Origin of the sequence: Kribbella sp. NPDC023855 (assembly GCF_040639475.1) — a bacterium.
In the GTDB taxonomy this organism is placed as follows: Bacteria; Actinomycetota; Actinomycetes; order Propionibacteriales; family Kribbellaceae; genus Kribbella.
In genome coordinates this window covers 685,601-698,126 of sequence record NZ_JBFAAA010000001.1, presented here as the reverse complement: position 1 = coordinate 698,126, position 12,526 = coordinate 685,601, and the positions used below count along the sequence as shown (strand labels likewise).

Annotated in this window: 10 protein-coding genes; 3 read left to right on the top strand and 7 right to left on the bottom strand. The window is 67.8% G+C overall.

The genetic code is table 11. The annotated features are described in order from the left end of the window. Positions 1–34 precede the first annotated feature (34 nt). The 3 genes from AB0F51_RS03200 to AB0F51_RS03190 are packed head-to-tail and all read right to left on the bottom strand — an operon-like array spanning position 35 to position 4,193. Positions 35–1,747: a glycerol-3-phosphate dehydrogenase/oxidase gene (locus AB0F51_RS03200; RefSeq protein ID WP_360273238.1), complete on the bottom strand. Its 1,713-nt coding sequence runs from the start codon at positions 1,745–1,747 to the stop codon at positions 35–37. A gap of 52 nt (positions 1,748–1,799) precedes the next feature. Next, a complete protein-coding gene (glpK, locus tag AB0F51_RS03195) occupies positions 1,800–3,317 on the bottom strand; it encodes a glycerol kinase GlpK (RefSeq protein WP_360273235.1) in 1,518 nt (505 codons plus the stop codon). Positions 3,318–3,347: 30 nt separating this feature from the next. Beyond that, positions 3,348–4,193 (bottom strand): MIP/aquaporin family protein, encoded by an 846-nt coding sequence (locus AB0F51_RS03190; protein ID WP_360273233.1) that lies wholly within the window; start codon positions 4,191–4,193, stop codon positions 3,348–3,350. 231 nt (positions 4,194–4,424) lie between these two features. Here AB0F51_RS03190 and AB0F51_RS03185 point away from each other — a divergent pair, with 231 nt between their 5' ends. Then, a complete protein-coding gene (locus AB0F51_RS03185; RefSeq protein ID WP_360273230.1) occupies positions 4,425–4,832 on the top strand; it encodes a universal stress protein in 408 nt (135 codons plus the stop codon). Between the two features lie 2 nt (positions 4,833–4,834). On the opposite strand, the gene AB0F51_RS03180 is transcribed toward AB0F51_RS03185, so the two are convergent. Further along, complete coding sequence (locus AB0F51_RS03180; RefSeq protein ID WP_360273228.1) at positions 4,835–5,572, bottom strand: SDR family NAD(P)-dependent oxidoreductase; 738 nt, start codon at positions 5,570–5,572, stop codon at positions 4,835–4,837. 98 nt (positions 5,573–5,670) lie between these two features. Between AB0F51_RS03180 and AB0F51_RS03175 the strand changes: the two genes are divergently transcribed. After that, positions 5,671–6,297, top strand: a complete 627-nt coding sequence (locus AB0F51_RS03175; RefSeq protein ID WP_360273226.1) for a TetR/AcrR family transcriptional regulator — start codon at positions 5,671–5,673, stop codon at positions 6,295–6,297. Positions 6,298–6,627: 330 nt separating this feature from the next. Next, positions 6,628–10,530: an ATP-dependent RNA helicase HrpA gene (hrpA, locus tag AB0F51_RS03170; protein ID WP_360273223.1), complete on the top strand. Its 3,903-nt coding sequence runs from the start codon at positions 6,628–6,630 to the stop codon at positions 10,528–10,530. Here the strand turns inward: hrpA and AB0F51_RS03165 are convergent. The 3 genes from AB0F51_RS03165 to AB0F51_RS03155 are packed head-to-tail and all read right to left on the bottom strand — an operon-like array spanning position 10,527 to position 12,516. Then, positions 10,527–11,351 (bottom strand): alpha/beta hydrolase, encoded by an 825-nt coding sequence (locus tag AB0F51_RS03165; protein WP_360273220.1) that lies wholly within the window; start codon positions 11,349–11,351, stop codon positions 10,527–10,529. The two genes, hrpA and AB0F51_RS03165, sit on opposite strands and share 4 nt — an antisense overlap. 53 nt (positions 11,352–11,404) lie before the next feature. Beyond that, positions 11,405–11,878, bottom strand: a complete 474-nt coding sequence (locus AB0F51_RS03160) for a helix-turn-helix domain-containing protein (RefSeq protein WP_360273217.1) — start codon at positions 11,876–11,878, stop codon at positions 11,405–11,407. A gap of 14 nt (positions 11,879–11,892) precedes the next feature. Then, on the bottom strand, positions 11,893–12,516 hold the full coding sequence (locus tag AB0F51_RS03155; protein ID WP_360273215.1) for a DJ-1/PfpI family protein: 624 nt from the start codon (positions 12,514–12,516) through the stop codon (positions 11,893–11,895). Positions 12,517–12,526 lie beyond the last annotated feature (10 nt).

The following is a 12,526-nucleotide window of genomic DNA, read 5'->3' as shown; positions in this document are numbered from 1 at the left end:
CAACGGTTCTCGGGCTTCGGTTGCTGGTGGAAGGTCAGGCGGGCGAGACGATGTCGGGGGCTCCGAGGCGGACCTTGTCGGCGGATTCGTCGTCGGGCTGGTCTTGGGAGTCGCGTTCGGACTGGACCCGCTGCTGGTAGAAGGAGACCTCGCGTTCGATGGTCTCCTCGTCCCAGCCGAGGATCGGGGCCATCAGCCGGGCGGCCGCTTCGGCCGCTTCGACACCGCGATCCCACGCCTCGATGGAGATCCTGGTACGCCGGGCCAGCACGTCGTCGAGGTGACGAGCGCCTTCGTTGGTGGCGCCGTAGACGATCTCGGCCTTGAGGTAGTCCTGCGTGCCGGGCAGCTGCTCACCCAGTGACGGGTCCGCCTCGACCAGTGCGAGCACCTCGTCGATGAGTGCGCCGTACCGGTTGAGCAGGTGCTCGATCCGGGCCACGTGCAGCCCGGAGCGCCGCGCGATCAGATGACGCTGGTTCCACATCGCGTGGTAGCCGTCGGCACCGACCAGCGGCGTGCTCTTGGTGACCGACTTCGGCACCCGGCCGTCGAGGGCATTCGCGGCCGCGTCGATGGCGTCCTTGGCCATCACCCGGTACGTCGTGTACTTGCCCCCGGCAACAACCACCAGCCCGGGAGCCGCGTGCGCGACGACGTGCTCACGGGAGAGTTTCGACGTACTCTCCGACTCCCCCGCCAGCAGCGGCCGGAGCCCGGCGTACACACCCTCCACGTCCTCCCGGGTCAACGGTGTCACCAGTACTTCGTTCACGTGGTCGAGCAGGTACTCGATGTCCTTGCTGGTCGCGGCCGGGTGGGCCTTGTCCAGGTTCCAGTCGGTGTCGGTGGTGCCGATCAGCCAGTGCCGGCCCCACGGGATGATGAACAGCACGGACTTCTCGGTCCGCAGGATCATCCCGCTGCTGGACTGGATCCGGTCCTTCGGCACGACCAGGTGGATCCCCTTCGACGCGCGCACGTGGTACTGCCCACGCTCGCCGACCATCGCCTGAGTGTCGTCGGTCCACACACCCGTCGCGTTGACGACCTGCTTGGCCCGTACTTCGAACTCGCGCCCGCTCTCAAGGTCCTTCGCCTGTACCCCGGTGACCCGCTCGCCCTGCCGGAGGAACCCGGTCACCTTGACCCGGTTGGCGACATGAGCGCCGTACGACGCCGCAGTGCGGGCCAGCTCCATCGTGTGGCGAGCATCGTCGACCTGTGCGTCGTAGTACTGGAGTGCGCCGACCAGGGCCGACTTCTTGAGGCTGGGGACCAGTCGCATCGCTCCGCGCCGGGTGAGGTGCTTGTGGATCGGCAGGCCGGCGCCGAGACCCGAGCTGAGCGCCATGGCGTCGTAGAGGGCGACGCCGGCGCCTGCGTAGAACCGCTCCCACCACCTGTGCTGCAAGGGGTAGAGGAACGGCACCGGCTTGACCAGGTGCGGTGCCAGGCGTTGCAGGAGCAGTCCACGCTCCTGCAACGCCTCGTGCACCAGCCGGAAGTCCAGCATCTCCAGATAGCGCAGGCCGCCGTGCACCAACTTGCTGGACCGGCTGGAGGTGCCGCTCGCGAAGTCACGCGCCTCCAGCAGTCCGGTGGTCAGGCCCCGGGTCGCGGCGTCGAGAGCCGACCCGGTGCCGACCACCCCGCCACCGATCACCAGGACATCGAGTTCCCGGCCGTCTGCCATCGCCTCGATGGCTTCGGTCCTCGCTTGCGGTGACAGTGCCACTGCGCCCACTGTGCTGTTCCTTCCGTCTATCGCCTTGTACTACGTGGTGCTGTGCGGGCCGTCAGTCGACGTCGACCCAGTCGAGCGTGCGCTGGACGGCCTTCTCCCAGCCCTTGTAGCCGTCCGCCCGCTGCTCGTCGTTCCACTCCGGGTTCCAGCGCTTGTCCTCGTTCCAGTTCTGCACCAGTTCGTCGGTGTTGTTCCAGAACCCGACCGCCAGCCCGGCCGCGTACGCCGCGCCGAGAGCGGTCGTCTCCGCGACGACCGGCTTGCTCACCGGAACGCCGAGGATGTCGGCCTGCATCTGCATGCAGAGCTCGTTCGCGGTCACGCCGCCGTCGACCTTGAGGACCTCGAGCTTCACGCCCGAGTCCTTCTCCATCGCGTCGGCCACGTCCTTGCTCTGGTAGCAGATCGCTTCCAGTGTTGCTCGCGCCAGGTGAGCGTTGGTGTTGAACCGGGACAGCCCGACGATCGCGCCGCGGGCGTCGGACCGCCAGTACGGCGCGAACAGACCCGAGAAGGCGGGCACGAAGTACACGCCGCCGTTGTCCTTGACCTGACGGGCCAGCGTCTCGGTCTCGCTGGCACCGGAGATGATGCCGAGCTGGTCGCGCAGCCACTGGACGGCCGAACCGGTGACGGCGATCGACCCCTCCAGCGCGTAGACCGGTGCGTCGTCGCCGAACTTGTAGGCCATCGTGCTGAGCAGGCCCGCCTTGGAACGGACCAGCTCGGTACCGGTGTTCAGCAGCATGAAGTTGCCGGTGCCGTAGGTGTTCTTGGCCTCGCCCGGGTTGAAGCAGACCTGGCCGACCGTGGCCGCCTGCTGGTCGCCGAGGTCACCGGTCAGCGGTACTACGCCGCCGAGCGGGCCGTTGGCGAGCGTTTCGCCGTACTTGTTGGGATCCGACGACGGGCGGATCTCCGGCAGCATCTGCCGGGGGATGTTGAAGAACGAGATCAGCTCGTCGTCCCAGTCGAGCGTCTCCAGGTTCATCAGCATCGTGCGGCTGGCGTTGGTGACGTCGGTGATGTGGACGCCACCCTCGGTGCCGCCGGTGAGGTTCCACAGCAACCAGGTGTCGGTGTTGCCGAACACGGCGTCACCGGCCTCGGCGGCTTCGCGGACACCGTCGACGTTCTCCAGGATCCACTGCACCTTGCCGGCCGAGAAGTACGTCGCCGGCGGCAGCCCGGCCTTCTGCCGGATGACGTCGCCCTTGCCTTCGCGCTCCAGCGCCGACGCGATCCGGTCGGTCCGGGTGTCCTGCCAGACGATCGCGTTGTAGTACGGGCGTCCGGTCTTGCGGTTCCAGACCACGGCCGTCTCGCGCTGGTTGGTGATGCCGAGCGCCGCCAGGTCGCTCGCATGCAGCCCCTGCGCGTTCAGCGCGGTCCGGATCACCGAGCTGGTGCGCTCCCAGATCTCCACCGGGTTGTGCTCGACCCAGCCGGCCTGCGGCAGGATCTGCTCGTGCTCGAGCTGGTGCTTGCCCACCTCGTTGCCGGAGTGGTCGAAGATCATGAAGCGGGTACTCGTGGTGCCCTGGTCGACGGCACCTACGAAGTCAGCCATGGAATTTCCTCTCCTCACGCTGCTGCAAGCTCATGTGGTCGTTTCTCCCTCGGGGATGCGGCCCGGTTCCTCGTCCTCGTCGGCGATCGGCAGGTTGCGCCCGACCAGCAGGTCGTACAGGAACGCGCCGACGAGCGCGCCGATGATCGGTGCCACGATCGGCACCCAGAAATAGACGTCCCCGAACTGATCTTTGAACGCTCCCCCGTACCCGGTGAAGAAGGACGCCAGCCGGGGCCCGAAGTCACGCGCCGGGTTGATCGCGTAGCCGGCGTTCGTTCCCCACGCCATTCCGATGCCGACCACCAGCAGGCCGACGATGAACGGTGCCAGGTTGGCCGCCGGCGAGGTGTTGCGCAGGTCGGTGATCGCCAGGATGACGAACATCAGGATCGCGGTACCGATGATCTGGTCCCGGAAACCGCCCCACATCTCCACGCCCAGCTCGGTACTCCCGTTGCCCGGCAGGGTGGAGAACACGCCCTGGCTCTTGATGGTCAGCCCGGGGTCGAACTTGTTGAGTGCCTCGGTGTAGTTCCAGCGAACCACGAGCGCCGCCAGGAACGCCCCGAGGAACTGCGCCACCGAGTACGGCAGCACCTTCTTCCAGCTGAACCCGCGGAACGCCGCCAGGGCGATCGTCACCGCCGGGTTCAGGTGCGCGCCGGTCATCCGGCCCGCCACGTAGATGCCCAGTGTCACACCGAGGCCCCACGCCCACGCGATCGAGTCGTGGTCCCCGATCCCGCCCGCGACCACCTGGGCGACGACGCCACAACCGAACAGGATCAGGATGAACGTGCCGGCGAGCTCGGCGGAGCACTCCCCCAGAAGGGTCTTCGCCTTCACTGCTTCTGGATCAGCTGTCGTAGCCATTCCGAAACTCCCTTCCACCCCGTGACGACCACGGAGAACTGGAATCTAGGAGCGTTAGCGAGGCGGCACAACGCCAGGTGTTCGACATTGTCGAACGCCAGGACCCGGGTTCGCGGTTGCGACACCCGACTCTGTTTCTTCTTGCGCCGGATCCGCCGGCCGGGTCCGCGGTACGCGCGAGTCGCGACCGGTTGGCTTCCGGGGCGGGCGGGTGATGAGAGAGTGGGGCTCGTGAAGATTCTGGTGGGCTACGTGCCGACGCCCGAAGGTGAGGCTGCGCTCGAGGCGGCTGCTGCCGAAGCCGTACTGCGCGGCGCCTCCGTTCTGCTGCTCAACACGAGCCGCGGTGACACCTACATCGCCTCCCGGTACGCGAACCAGGAGGAGCTCGACACCGCCGAGGCGCGGCTGCGGGAACGCGGCGTCCAGGTGACCATCCAGCAAACAGACGGTACCGGCGACGTCGCCGCCGAACTGCTCCGCGCGGCCGAGCACGAGGACGTCAAGCTCCTCGTCCTCGGCCTCCGCCGCCGCAGCCCGGTCGGCAAGCTCATCCTGGGCAGCACCGCCCAACGCGTCCTTCTCGAATCCCCCGTCCCCGTCCTCGCCGTCAAGGTCCCCTCTTCCCGCTACGACTGAGGTCAGGCAGGCACCGGCAAGGTGCTGAACTCGCTCTCGGGCAGCTCGCGACCGACGTACATCATCCACGCCTGATCGGCGATCAGCTCCGGATCGAGGCTGGCGGGCATCTCGGCCTCCAGCTGCTCGAAGTGCTTGCTGACGGCCGTGTGGATGTCGCCGCCCTTGATCAGGCCACCGATGGTAAGCGTCGCCACGTAGACGCCGCGCTCCTTCAGCGCCTCATGAAGAGTCAGCACGTACATCCTGAGCGCCGCGGACGCCGGCGCCAGCCGTCCCAGCATCGGGATCGGGTACTTGCCGCTCAAGCCGCCTGGGATCAGGATCGCGCCGCTACCGCGCTCGGTCATCTCCGGCAGGACGGCCCCGACCAGCTCGATCGCCGGCAGCACCAGCGTCTCGAACGGCTCCCGGGCCGCGGCCGCGTCCACCTCCGTGATGGGCACCAGCCCGCCACTCGTGTCAGCAGCCACCGGACCGAAGTACACAGTGTCGATCGGCCCGAGGTCCGGGGTGATCGCCGCGAGCACGTCTCGAAGCCCGACCGGGTCGCGGACGTCTGCCACATAGGCGCGGGACTCGATCCCCGCTGCGGACAGTTCTTCCCGGTACGCCGCCTGTCGCGCGGCGCTCCGCGAGACCAGCGCGACCGCGAATCCTTCCCGCCCGAATCGGCGAGCGATCGACAGTCCCAGCCCCGGCCCAGCTCCGAGCACGGCGATGACCTTCTTCTCCAGCATGGGTGAATCCTCTCGGCAATAACTTGAGTCACGTCTCAACTTAAGCCGAACGGTAGAGTTAACTTGAGGCCACCGTCAACTTTGTTAGAGTGACCCGTATGACCGCCACCCCGCTGCGCAAGGACGCGGAACGCAATCGCGAACGGCTGGTGCGTGCGGCTCAGGAGGTCTTCGCGGAGAGCGGTCTCGACGTCGCCTTGGAGGCCGTGGCCAAGCGCGCGGGCGTCAGCATCGGCACCTTGTACAACCGCTTCCCCAGCCGCGCCGACCTGGTCCACGCGGCCTTCGCCGACAGCGTCGAAACGGTCGGACGACTCGCCGAGCACGCCCTCGGCCTGGACGACCCATGGGACGGATTCGTCTACTTCGTCGAACAAGTCAGCCAGTTGCAGGCAGGCGACCGCGGCTACAACGACCTAGCCGGCCGCGGCGTTCCGGCCGCAACCCCGACCGAGGACCACCTGCGGGGATACGACCTGATGAGCCAGATCGTCGCCCGAGCCCGCGACGGCGGCCGCCTCCGCCCGGACTTCACCCTCGAAGACATGGCCTTCATCACCTGGTCGATCACCAAAACCATCGAGGCGACCGCAGCCACCAGCCCAACGGTCTGGCGCCGCCACCTAGCCCTGATCCTCGACGGCCTCCAAACCCCAGCCGCACACCCCTTGCCTGAGCCGCCCTTGAGTCGCGAGCAACTCGCCGCGATCTACCGCGACTGCTGACCTGCAACCGCCGGCCGTCGCGAACTCACCCACCGATGGGTAAACCACGTGAGCGGCTGGGGGCGGGCGCCTAAACTGACCAACGACATGCCTGATGCCCGGACCGAATCGCCGAGTCCTTCCCCAGCCAACGGTCCTTCACCGGATCCCGCTCGCCCGCGCCGCCCGCGCCGGAGGCGGAAGAAGCCGGCCGCCAGCGCACCCGTCGGCTCTACCGACGCAGCAGCAAGCGGCGCTGAGCGCCTCGAAGGTGCTGGCCAGCGCGGGAGTGGCAGGGAGGCGCGGGGGCGGGCGGGTGCTGCGGAACAACAAGGTGGTGGAGTTGCGGAGTTGGCTGGGCGGCTCGAGGGGCTGACCAACACCGATCGGGATCAGCTCGGGCGGCGGTTGGAGCGGTTGCGCGGGGTGCGGGAGGAAGCCAAACGCGAGAACGCGCTCTCCGACATCACCGCGCGGATCGAGCAGGCCGAGCAACGCGTGGAGCAGCGACGGCTCGCAGTACCGGAGATCTCGTATCCGGAGGAACTGCCGGTCAGTCAGCTCAAGGACGACATCGCGGCCGCCATCCGCGACCACCAGGTGGTGGTGATCGCGGGTGAGACCGGCTCCGGCAAGACGACCCAGATCCCGAAGATCTGCCTCGAGCTCGGCCGCGGGGTGCGCGGCATGATCGGGCACACCCAGCCGCGCCGGCTGGCCGCGCGCACGGTCGCCGAGCGGATCGCCGAGGAGCTTGGCACCGACCTCGGCGAGACGATCGGGTACGCCGTACGGTTCACCGACAAGGTCAGTGAGCGCTCGCTGGTCAAACTCATGACCGACGGCATCCTGCTCGCCGAGCTGCAACGCGACCGCGAGCTGAGCCGGTACGACACGCTGATCATCGACGAGGCGCACGAGCGCAGCCTGAACATCGACTTCATCCTCGGCTACCTCAAGCAGCTCCTCCCCCGCCGTCCCGACCTCAAGGTGATCATCACCTCGGCGACGATCGACCCCGAGCGGTTCGCCGAGCACTTCGCCGACGCCAAGGGTGAGCCGGCCCCGATCGTCGAGGTGTCCGGCCGTACCTACCCGGTCGAGACTCGCTACCGTCCGATCAACGACCCGGACGACCCGAGCACGCTCGACCGCGACCAGACCCAGGCGATCCTGGACGCCGTCGACGAGCTGGCCGGTGAGGCGCCGGGCGACGTACTGGTGTTCCTCAGTGGTGAGCGCGAGATCCGCGACACCGCCGACGCGCTGGCCGACCACAACCTGCGCAACACCGAGATCCTGCCGCTGTACGCGCGACTCTCGAACGCCGAGCAGCATCGCGTCTTCCAGTCACACGGCTCCAGCCGCCGGATCGTGCTCGCCACCAACGTCGCCGAGACCTCGCTGACGGTGCCCGGCATCAAGTACGTGATCGACCCCGGCACCGCCCGGATCAGCCGCTACTCGCACCGCACCAAGGTGCAGCACCTGCCGATCGAGCCGGTGTCGCAGGCGAGCGCGAACCAGCGCAAGGGCCGCTGCGGCCGGACCAGCGACGGCATCTGCATCCGCCTGTACTCCGAGGAGCATTTCGAGAGCCGCCCGGAGTTCACCGACCCGGAGATCCTGCGCACCAACCTCGCCTCCGTCATCCTGCAGATGACCTCGATCGGGCTCGGCGACATCGCCGCGTTCCCGTTCATCGACGAGCCGGACAAACGCAGCATCACCGACGGCCTGCAGCTGCTGACCGAGCTCGGCGCAATCGACTCGGCCAAGGCGAGCGACCGTACCCGCCGGCTGACCCCGGTCGGTCGGCAGCTGGCCCAGATCCCGCTCGACCCGCGACTGGCCCGGATGATCGTCGAGGCCGACAAGCACGGCTGTGTGCGCGAGGTGATGGTGATCGCCTCCGCGCTCTCCATCCAGGATCCGCGCGAGCGCCCGACCGACGCCGAGGCGCAGGCCACCCAGGCGCATGCGCGGTTCCGCGACCCGGGTTCCGACTTCCTCGGCTTCCTGAACCTGTGGAACTACCTCAAGAAGCAACAGAAGGAGCTGTCCGGCAACCAGTTCCGCCGGATGTGCAAGAGCGAGTACCTCAACTATCTGCGGGTCCGCGAGTGGCAGGACATCTTCGCTCAGCTCCGTCAGGTCGCCACCCAGATCGGCGTCACGCTCAACACCGGCGAGGCTGCCGACCCGCAGGCCGTGCACATCTCGCTGATGTCCGGACTGCTGTCCCACCTCGGCATGAAGGATCCCGCCAACCAGCACCAGTACCTCGGTGCCCGCGGCACCAAGTTCGCGATCTTCCCCGGCTCGGGCCTGTTCAAGAAGCCACCGCAGTTCGTGATGGCCGCCGAACTCGTCGAGACCTCGAGGCTGTGGGCCCGGGTGAACGCGAAGATCGAACCGGAGTGGGCCGAGGACATCGCCCAGCACCTGATCAAGCGCAGCTACTCCGAACCGCACTGGGAGCGCAAGGCCGGTGCGGTGATGGCCTACGAGAAGGTCACCCTGTACGGCGTACCGATCGTTGCCCGGCGCAAGATCAACTACGGCTCGGTGGACCAGGAGGTGTCCCGTGAGCTGTTCATCCGGCACGCGCTGGTCGAGGGCGACTGGGACACCCACCACAAGTTCTTCCACGAGAACCGCAAGCTGATCGAAGAGGTCGAGGAGCTCGAGGAGCGGACCCGGCGGCGCGACCTGCTGGTCGACGACGAGACGCTGTTCGCCTTCTACGACGAGCGGATCGGCGCCGACGTCGTCACCGGGCGGCACTTCGACACCTGGTGGAAGAAGGCCCGGCAACGCGATCCCGACCTGCTCGACTTCGAGCGGTCGCTGGTCGTCCGGGAGGGCGCGGAGGTCAAGGAGGAGGAGTTCCCGCTCACCTGGTCGCAGAACGGGATGACCTTCGACCTCACCTACGCCTTCGAGCCGGGCACCGACGCGGACGGCGTCACCGTGCACATCCCGCTGCTGGTGCTGAACCAGGTCACCGCCGACGGCTTCGAGTGGAGCGTGCCGGGCTTTCGCGAGGAACTCGTCACCACGCTGATCAAGTCGTTGCCCAAGGCAATTCGGCGCAACATCGTGCCGGCCCCCGACCATGCCCGGCAGATCCTGCCGCGGCTGGATCCTACCTCGGGCCCGCTGGTCGACGCGATGGCCCGCGAACTGCGGTCGCTGCGGGACGTGGTCATCGAGACCGAGGACTGGGACTGGTCCCGGGTGCCCGAGCATCTGCGGATGACGTTCCGGGTGGTCGACGACCAGGGCAAGACAGTGGCCGAGGGCAAGGATCTTGCGGCGCTGAAGCAACGACTGAAGCCCAAGACCACGGCCGCGATCTCGAAGGTCGCGTCGAAGGCGGTCAGCGGCCTGGAGCGCTCCGGCCTGACCGACTGGACGTTCGGCGACCTGCCGCGGAGTTTCTCCGAGCATCGCAACGGCCTCACCGTGGCGGGCTATCCGGCCCTGGTCGACGAGGGCAAGACCGTGGCGATCCGCCTGCAGGAGACCGAACGCGACCAGGCCGCCGCGATGTGGACCGGCACCCGGAAACTCCTGCTGCTGACGATGCCGTCGGTGATCGACGTGGTCCAGCGCAACCTGACAAACCAGCAGAAGATGACCCTGCTGGCTGGTCCGCACCGCAATGTCGGCGATCTGCTGGACGACGCGATCTCCGCGGCGGTCGACCAGTTGATGGCGAAGGCCGGCGGTCCGGTCTGGAACCTCACGGCCTTCTCGTTCCTCCGCGACGCCGTCCGCTCGGACCTGGCCGACACCGTACTGACGATCCTGCAGCAGGTCGAACAGGTGCTGGCGCACGCACGCACCGTGGACAAGCAGATCTCACGGTCGTCGAGTCCGGCCCTGCTCGCGGCGTTGTCCGACGTACGGGGTCAGCTCGAAGGGCTGGTGCATCGGGGGTTCATCACCGAGACCGGGGCGCAGCGGTTGCCGGACGTGGCGCGGTACCTGCGGGGTATCGAGCAACGCCTCGACAAGATCGGCGCCAACGCCATGCGGGACCGGTCCGGCATGGCGATCGTGCACACGCTGACCGACGAGTACCAGAAGCGCCTGAAGGCCGTTCCGACCGGGAAGTACCCGAGTCCGGAGCTCCTCGAGGTGCGCTGGATGCTCGAGGAACTCCGGATCAGCCTGTTCGCGCAGACCCTCGGTACGCCGTACCCGGTGTCCGAGAAGCGGATCCGCAAGGCCCTGGCAGCCGCCTAGGCCTCGGGCTGGGCGGCGTCGGGCATCGGGGTGTCGAGGAAGGTCAGCACGACGTCGCTGACCAGGTTGGTGCGGGACAGCCCGAAGAAGTGGGTCGTCCCGGGGAAGATCGCGAGCTGGGAAGCGGGCACACCCACGAAGTCGCCGTTGACGTCACCGCCGCGCAGCTGCAGGAACTTCACCGCGTGCTCCAGCTTGAACATGTCGCAGTCGCCGTAGGTGAGCAGCGTCGGCGCGGCGATCCCGCGGATCTCATCCTCGGACCAGCCCTGCTCGGGGCCGAAGGCAGCGAGCTTGTCGAGCAGGACCTGCAGGTGTTCCAGGTCCGGGTGCGGCGACTTGGCCAGGTACTCGGCCTCCATCGGCGTCCCCGCGATCATCTCGACCTTCATCCCGCCCATCGCGGCCGCGTTCTCCGGCCGGTTGCCGTCGGGACTGAACGACACCGACGACAGGATCGCCTTGCGGATCAGCTCCGGATTGCGGATGGCCAGGTGCAGCGCCACCGCGCCACCGACGCTGAAGCCGAAGATGTCGACCTGCGGCACTCCGAGGTGCTCGAGCAGACCGACGACGTCCGAGGCCAGGTCGGCCGTCGTCAGCGGCCGGTCGATGTCGTTCGTCCGGCCGTGCCCCTGGAAGTCGGCGGCGATGACCTGGCGGTTCCCGGACAGGATCGGCAACAGCTCGCTGAACTGCAGGTCGATGTCGAACAACCCGCCGTGCAGCACCAGCAGTGGCGTGCCGCCTTCGCCGTGGATCTCGTAGTACATCTGCAGGCCGTTGACCGGGGCGTACCCGGTCTGCGGTGGGTCGGTCACAGCTCTTCTCCCCTTGGTCGGATGCCCCTTTGAATATCAGCCTGCCGGGGGCATTACAGCGACGGGTCAGGGGTGTCCGCACAGGGCGTGAGGTCAAGAGCGTCGAGGGCCTCGGAGAGTTTGGTGAGGGCCGCCACCGCATCGGCGAGAGCCTGTTCGCCGCAGATCTTGGCGAGCTCGGTCGCGTGGTGGAGGTGGTGCGGGTTGATCGCGGAGACCGCGGCCCGGCCTTCGGGAGTGATGGCGACGAGCTTGGCCCGGCGATGCGCGGGGTTGTCGCGGTACTCGATCAGGCCGCGGCCCTCCAGTACGTCGGCGGTGCGCTGGACCGCCTGCCGCGTGATGCCCATCTCCCGGGCGATCCCGGGGACCGTCAGCGGATCGCGGAGGACGGCGCCGAGGACCTGCCACCACGCCACGGTCACCCCGACCGGCCGAGCCAGGTGCTCGGCCAGGACGAGGAATTGACCGTTCAGCTTGAACGAGGTCAGCGCGGCGGCACTGAGAAGTTCCTGATCACGGTTCACGAAGAACCACCCTGTCAGGCCGACATCAGTTCGTAGAAGCCGGCCGGGTCCTGCTCGCCGTACAGCTTGTACCAGGAGTCGAGCACCGGCGCCTTGTACAGCTCCAGCCGCTCGAAGATCGCCCGCGCGAACTCGACCGGCGCATTGGCGCCAGCGGTGATCAGGTCGCGATCGACGACGACGTGCTCCTCCTTGTAGTGCTGCCCGCCCGCATAGCCGAGGCTGTCCAGGAACGCGGCCGCGTTGCTCGTGTGCGCCCGGTCGTCCAGCAGCCCGGCCAGCGCCAGCGCTCCGGTCGCTCCGCAGATCGCCGCCACCGGTACGCCGGCGTCGAGGAACTCGCGTGCCTTGTCGACGTACGGCTTGTAGGCGTCGGTCGGCCACAAGTCGTTGCCCGGCAGGATCAACATCGCACTGTCGGCGGGCTTGAGTTCCGCGAGCAAGGAATCCGGCAGGACCCGCAGCCCACCGGCCGTGGTGACCGGATCCAGCCCAACGCTGACGGTCTGGATCTTGTAGCGCCCCGGCGTCTGCTGCCACGTCTCGTTGTTGATGTGGGCCGTGACGTACCCGACCTCCCAGTCGGCGAGGGTGTCGTAGACGGCGAGGTGGACGGTGGTGTGCTCGTTCGCGTTCATGACAACATCT

Excerpts from the sequence above, each read along its gene's own strand:
- AB0F51_RS03190 (WP_360273233.1), bottom strand. The coding sequence starts at position 4,193 with ATGGCTACGACAGCTGATCCAGAAGCAGTGAAGGCGAAGACCCTTCTG.
- AB0F51_RS03155 (WP_360273215.1), bottom strand. The coding sequence starts at position 12,516 with ATGAACGCGAACGAGCACACCACCGTCCACCTCGCCGTCTACGACACC.
- glpK (WP_360273235.1), bottom strand. The coding sequence starts at position 3,317 with ATGGCTGACTTCGTAGGTGCCGTCGACCAGGGCACCACGAGTACCCGC.
- AB0F51_RS03180 (WP_360273228.1), bottom strand. The coding sequence starts at position 5,572 with ATGCTGGAGAAGAAGGTCATCGCCGTGCTCGGAGCTGGGCCGGGGCTG.
- AB0F51_RS03175 (WP_360273226.1), top strand. The coding sequence starts at position 5,671 with ATGACCGCCACCCCGCTGCGCAAGGACGCGGAACGCAATCGCGAACGG.